This window comes from Bacteroidota bacterium, from assembly GCA_034723125.1.
Taxonomy (GTDB): Bacteria; Bacteroidota; Bacteroidia; order CAILMK01; family JAAYUY01; genus JAYEOP01.
Map to the genome: position 1 here is coordinate 1 of JAYEOP010000075.1, position 5,065 is coordinate 5,065.

Below are 5,065 nucleotides of genomic sequence, written 5' to 3' on the forward strand. Positions count from 1 at the left end.
GGATAAATGGTAGTGGAAAATCTAATTTTATAAAAGCAATAAAATTGTTGTATGATAGTGTTATTGGAAATGGATTTGAGAATACTTTTTTAAAAGAATGGAGCGGATTTGACCTTGTGGCTAATTTTAGTAAAAGTCAGTCTGATTATATTAAAATTACGTACGAGTTTGATAAAAATGCAATAAAAGAAGGAGTGGAAAATCAAGGGTATAATTTTTTTAAAAATCCAATTTATGAAATAACAATACATCGCTCAGGAGGAACGTCATATTTTCTTGAAGAAAAAATATATTCGGAAAGTAAATTTAAAAATAAAACACCTTTTAATTTTTTAGAGATGAAAAATGCAAAAGGTTCTATTTCGACAAGAGAAAGTGGTAAAATAGGTCTTCAATATTACCCTCAAGAAAATAACAAGATTACATTTAAAACACAGGAACTTGTTTTAAGACAAATATCTGATCCAGACAGATATTATCCATTGTACACATTGAAAAGAGCGATTGAGGGACTTGTTGTTTATGAATATTTTGATACAACCCTTAATAGTAAAATTAGACAGCCAGGTGTATTTGGTACAGAAGAAAGATTGTTGCCCAATGGTGAAAATTTAGCACAAATATTAAATCGTTTAAAGAATAGGCATACTTTACATTATGAAAAAATCCAAGATTTAATAAAAAAGATTAATCCATACTTTATTGACACAAGTTTCGATTTGTTAGGCTCTTTGTTATACCTTGTATTGAGAGAAGAAAAACTAACAAGAGCAGTGGGGGCACAACATATTTCTGATGGTTCGTTAAGATATTTATTATTGCTTACAATCTTTTTAAATCCAGAAAATAGCGGATTGTTATGTATTGATGAGCCAGAGATAGGGCTTCACCCTGATATGACAAATACTATTGCAGATGCGGCTAAGGACGTTGCTTCCAAATCTCAAATAATTATAGCAACTCACTCTCCTCTTTTATTGAATTCGTTTGAACTAAATGATTTATTAATTTTTGAAAAAAATAATAAGAATAGTAGTATTGTATCAAGAAAAAATGAGGATGATTTTGAGGAATGGGATGATGAATTTTTAGTTGGTCAAATGTGGTTAAGAGGAGAATTAGGAGGGAAAAGATGGTAAATGTTTCTGTTTTTATTGAAGGAGGGGTATTACCAAATGAAAAGCACAGCGTTCTTACAGTAGATAATAGTGAAAAATTAAGAGAAGGTTTTTATTCTATTTTATCACAAATAATACCTCCATCTGATTTTAATTTAACCATAAAGCAAGGAAGCGGTAATAAACAAACAATTAAATATTTTAAGAATAGAATTCAAAAAAAACAAAGTACACTGTTGTTAATTGATTTAGACAAATCAACAGAAAAAAAGGATGAAAAAATAACAGAGTTTGAACTAACGGAGTATTCTGAAAATGTATTTTTTATGGTTCAAGAAATGGAGGCTTGGATTATTTCTCAAATAAACATTATAGATGATTATTACACAAAAAGATACATAAGACTCAAAAAAGATGTTTTAGTCTCTAATCATAAAAAAATAAAGGATATACATCCTGAAGAAATACGTAAACCAAGTATTGTTTTAAAAGAAATTATAGGGCAATTTTATAAAACGAAACAAGGTAAAAAGAAGAAGTATGGGAAACTTAAAGATGGTTCAGAATTATTATCTATTTTAAATGCTTCTGAATTACAAAAAATATTTAGTGATTTTAATGAATTAATTGTAAAAATAAAAAGCACTTAACAAAGGCTATACCCAATAAGGGTTTTAGTGGTAAATTGTAAAGTATATAAGTAATGAAAGTTAGTAATAAATTGAAACTAAATTGCGTTGAAATCTCTTACTGGGCATAGCCTAGCCGTCAGTCTGTCTAAAAAAATAACCTGAACATTTTCTTAGAGACACTATTTAATCAAGATTTTTTTTCTTATTACTTCTTTATTAGTAAAAAGTTCAATAAAGTATAATCCTTGATTAAATTCAGAAACATCTAATTTAATATTATTTTCTGTATCAGGAAACTCTCTTGATAATAAAAATTGTCCTTGAATATTATATAAATTTAGTTTTGTAATATTATTATTATTTAATAAAGAAGAAATATATATAAAATTTTTTGCAGGTTGAGGAAAGATTAGGACATCATTTTCTTTTTGTTTTGTTGAAATATCCGATAATTTACAATTTTTAATTATCCATGATATTTCATTACGCAAATCAGGAATTAGTAGATAAAGAATTTCGCCTGGGCATTCGGTTGCACAACCGTTACGATGCCCTGAAATTACAGCTAACATATATCCATTGCTTCCATATTTGGGGTGTAAAAAACTATCTAAAGGATTTAAACTGTCTTTTAATAATTTCCAGCTTATAATTTTTTTTAAGCTAAATATTGATTCTTTTGTAGGGGCTTCATTTGTATATGTTCCTAAAATGCTAACGCCCATGGTATTTGAATTTTTACCACAAAAATGTGCTCCTAATATAAAATCTTCTTCATAAATTCCCTGATTATCTCTTCCGTCATAAATTGTTCCGTCTCTGGCAATTACATAATTATAACCGATGTCATTCCATCCTTTAGATTGTGTATGATAAAGATAAATGTTTCTGATTGTGTTCAAATGATTTGTATTTGAATTAGAACCTGCCGAATGATGAATTATTATATGTTCGGGTTTTGTGTAAACAGCTTTCTGTTTCGGATTGGGGAGTCCTGCACGCCAAATACTTTGGTCAATGGTTTCTGGTTTTGAACAATCGAAAGAATCGGCATTTACGAACTTTTTTTTTGTTGGTTTTTCAGGTATTCCAGCATTTAAAAGATGTATCTCAATTTTTTCAGAATTAAAATCAGGAAGTAATGAAATGTTGGAAACAGCTTCTTCAAAAATTATAAGCTTCGATATTTTTGCTTTGCCTGAGTATTGATGTTTGTTAATGTCTGTATTTTCGGAGATATAAAATGTATCAAGACCTGCTACTAAAAAACTGTTATTAAAATCATCATTTATATCTATTATTAAAACAATGCTTGTAAAAGTAAATGGAAAAGATAAATTATTGATTGTTTCAGAATTTAGTTCAACTTCATATTTCTTGAAATAATCATCTCTTGATTCTTTTTCTGTCAATTTTTGAGCAATTGTTTCAGAAAAACAAAAGGGCAATAATAATACAAATAGTAATACTTTTTTCATATTCAAAGATAATAAAATTTTGGAGGATTTAAACATTTACAATGCCAAATTAAAATAATTTAACAAACAAGTTATACTAAATACTTAAATAGTGGCACTAAGAAAACTTTGTATTACTCATTATACTTGGGCTTTGAATTTAAAATGGATGTAAATGTAAAAGTCATTTAATTGTCATTAATAGTCATTTAGCCAAGCTGTCATTAGGCTTTGTAACTTAATGACAATCAAATGACTACTTTATGACATTAGATTCAAGCGACAAAATATACATAATATTCTAACAGTCAAAAACATACGAGTTTTCTTATAGCCACTAAATATTCCTAAAGTCTCTATCTAAGAATTTTCTATCAAGTCCGAACCCGGTCAATTTAAAAAAAAATTCATATATGGTGAAATTTAAATTATAAAAAATGTTAAGGTTTATTGTAAAATTAATATATCTTTGCGTGATTTTTTAACCCTTTAAATTATGTTATAATATGAAAAAATTTAGTTATTTACTAGTATTTATTTTGATATCATCAGTTTTGTCAATGAATAGTTGTACAGAAGATGATGATACTCCAGATCCAAAACCTACTATTACTGTAACTGTAGATAGTGTTAGTACCGGCTGGCAAGGTGATGTTATTGATTTTACAATAATTATCGGTTCAAATTCAAATTTGGAAACATTGAAAATTCAACCTGATAATGCAAACGGACCTACTACAAACTTTTTTGATACTTCCTACACAAGTAACACTAATAATGAAACCATTAATTATTCATACACTATTCCTACAAGTGGTATAAATGATGGAGATGTTATTGAAATTACTTTTACGGTAACAGATGAAGTTTCCTCACAAAATGTAAGCAAAAACGTTAATATTGTAATACCAGGCGGAAATGCTATCAACACATTTAACAATATTATATTAGGTTCTTATAATCATACAACCGGTAGTTTCTGTGCTTCTTTTGATGGAGGAGTATATACTATTTCAACAGCAAAGGCAAATCAATCACTTATTGATTTTCTTTATTATTATGGTGCTACAAATAAAGCAACCATTGCTGCTCCTAATGATGTAGATGCAGGAACAATCACTACTCTTGGATTAAGCACTTGGACAACAAAAAATGCAACAACATTTAAAAAAGTAACTAATACAATTGATTGGGCAAATGTTGTTGATGATGTTGTTATTGAAGAAGAAACAGCTTCAGGTGTTACAGAAACAGCTATTACTGATTTATCAGATAATGATGTCTTGGCATTTATTTCAACTACAGGTAAAAAAGGCTTAATAAAGATAAATACTATCGTTATAGGCGATAATGGAACTGTTGATTTATCAATAAAAGTTCAGCAATAATCATTTATCAAAAAGTGATTTTTTTTTATAAAGGATAATTGACTAATCCAAAAAAAAAATCACAAATAGTCAGTATTTGAAATTTATTTTCAAAACAGTAAAAAAAATCCCGCATTTGCGGGATTTTTTAGTTTTTGCAAAATTATACTCCGGTTGGTCATAATTTAAGCTTTGGTGCTATGTTTAACATATTGATTATTATGTGTTTATGCGGCATGGCAAAACGCAATTTATGACAGCTCAGCATATAAAAAAAACCAAAGAAATTTATAGGTTTTCCCAACCCTGAAAATATGGGGAGTTTTTAATAACGATAAGACATAAAAATCAAAGAAACTCTTCTCCAAACTTTCTCTTTTTTACACCATACATCATTTATGAATACTTAACTTTGCACTATGATAAATATGTTTAAATTTAAGAGATATACAACAATGAGATTTTCAATAATAACAGTTGCAATTATATTC

The 5,065-nt window shown here is 28.0% G+C and carries 4 protein-coding genes; 3 read left to right on the forward strand and 1 reads right to left on the reverse strand.

Going from position 1 to position 5,065, the window contains the following annotated elements:
* A partial coding sequence (locus U9R42_02315) for an AAA family ATPase (protein MEA3494848.1) occupies positions 1-1,139 on the forward strand: 1,139 nt, incomplete at its 5' end.
* Positions 1,133-1,768: a DUF4276 family protein gene (locus U9R42_02320; protein ID MEA3494849.1), complete on the forward strand. Its 636-nt coding sequence runs from the start codon at positions 1,133-1,135 to the stop codon at positions 1,766-1,768. The genes U9R42_02315 and U9R42_02320, both read left to right, overlap by 7 nt.
* Positions 1,769-1,929: 161 nt before the next feature.
* On the opposite strand, the gene U9R42_02325 is transcribed toward U9R42_02320, so the two are convergent.
* Positions 1,930-3,228: an N-acetylmuramoyl-L-alanine amidase gene (locus tag U9R42_02325; protein MEA3494850.1), complete on the reverse strand. Its 1,299-nt coding sequence runs from the start codon at positions 3,226-3,228 to the stop codon at positions 1,930-1,932.
* 485 nt (positions 3,229-3,713) lie between these two features.
* Between U9R42_02325 and U9R42_02330 the strand changes: the two genes are divergently transcribed.
* Positions 3,714-4,595, forward strand: coding sequence for a hypothetical protein (locus U9R42_02330; GenBank protein ID MEA3494851.1), 882 nt, complete (start codon positions 3,714-3,716; stop codon positions 4,593-4,595).
* The last annotated feature ends 470 nt before the right edge of the window (positions 4,596-5,065 follow it).

What these genes read in the sequence shown, in the direction of transcription:
- U9R42_02320 (MEA3494849.1), top strand. Translation starts at nt 1,133, where the DNA reads ATGGTAAATGTTTCTGTTTTTATTGAAGGAGGGGTATTACCAAATGAA.
- U9R42_02325 (MEA3494850.1), bottom strand. Translation starts at nt 3,228, where the DNA reads ATGAAAAAAGTATTACTATTTGTATTATTATTGCCCTTTTGTTTTTCT.
- U9R42_02330 (MEA3494851.1), top strand. Translation starts at nt 3,714, where the DNA reads ATGAAAAAATTTAGTTATTTACTAGTATTTATTTTGATATCATCAGTT.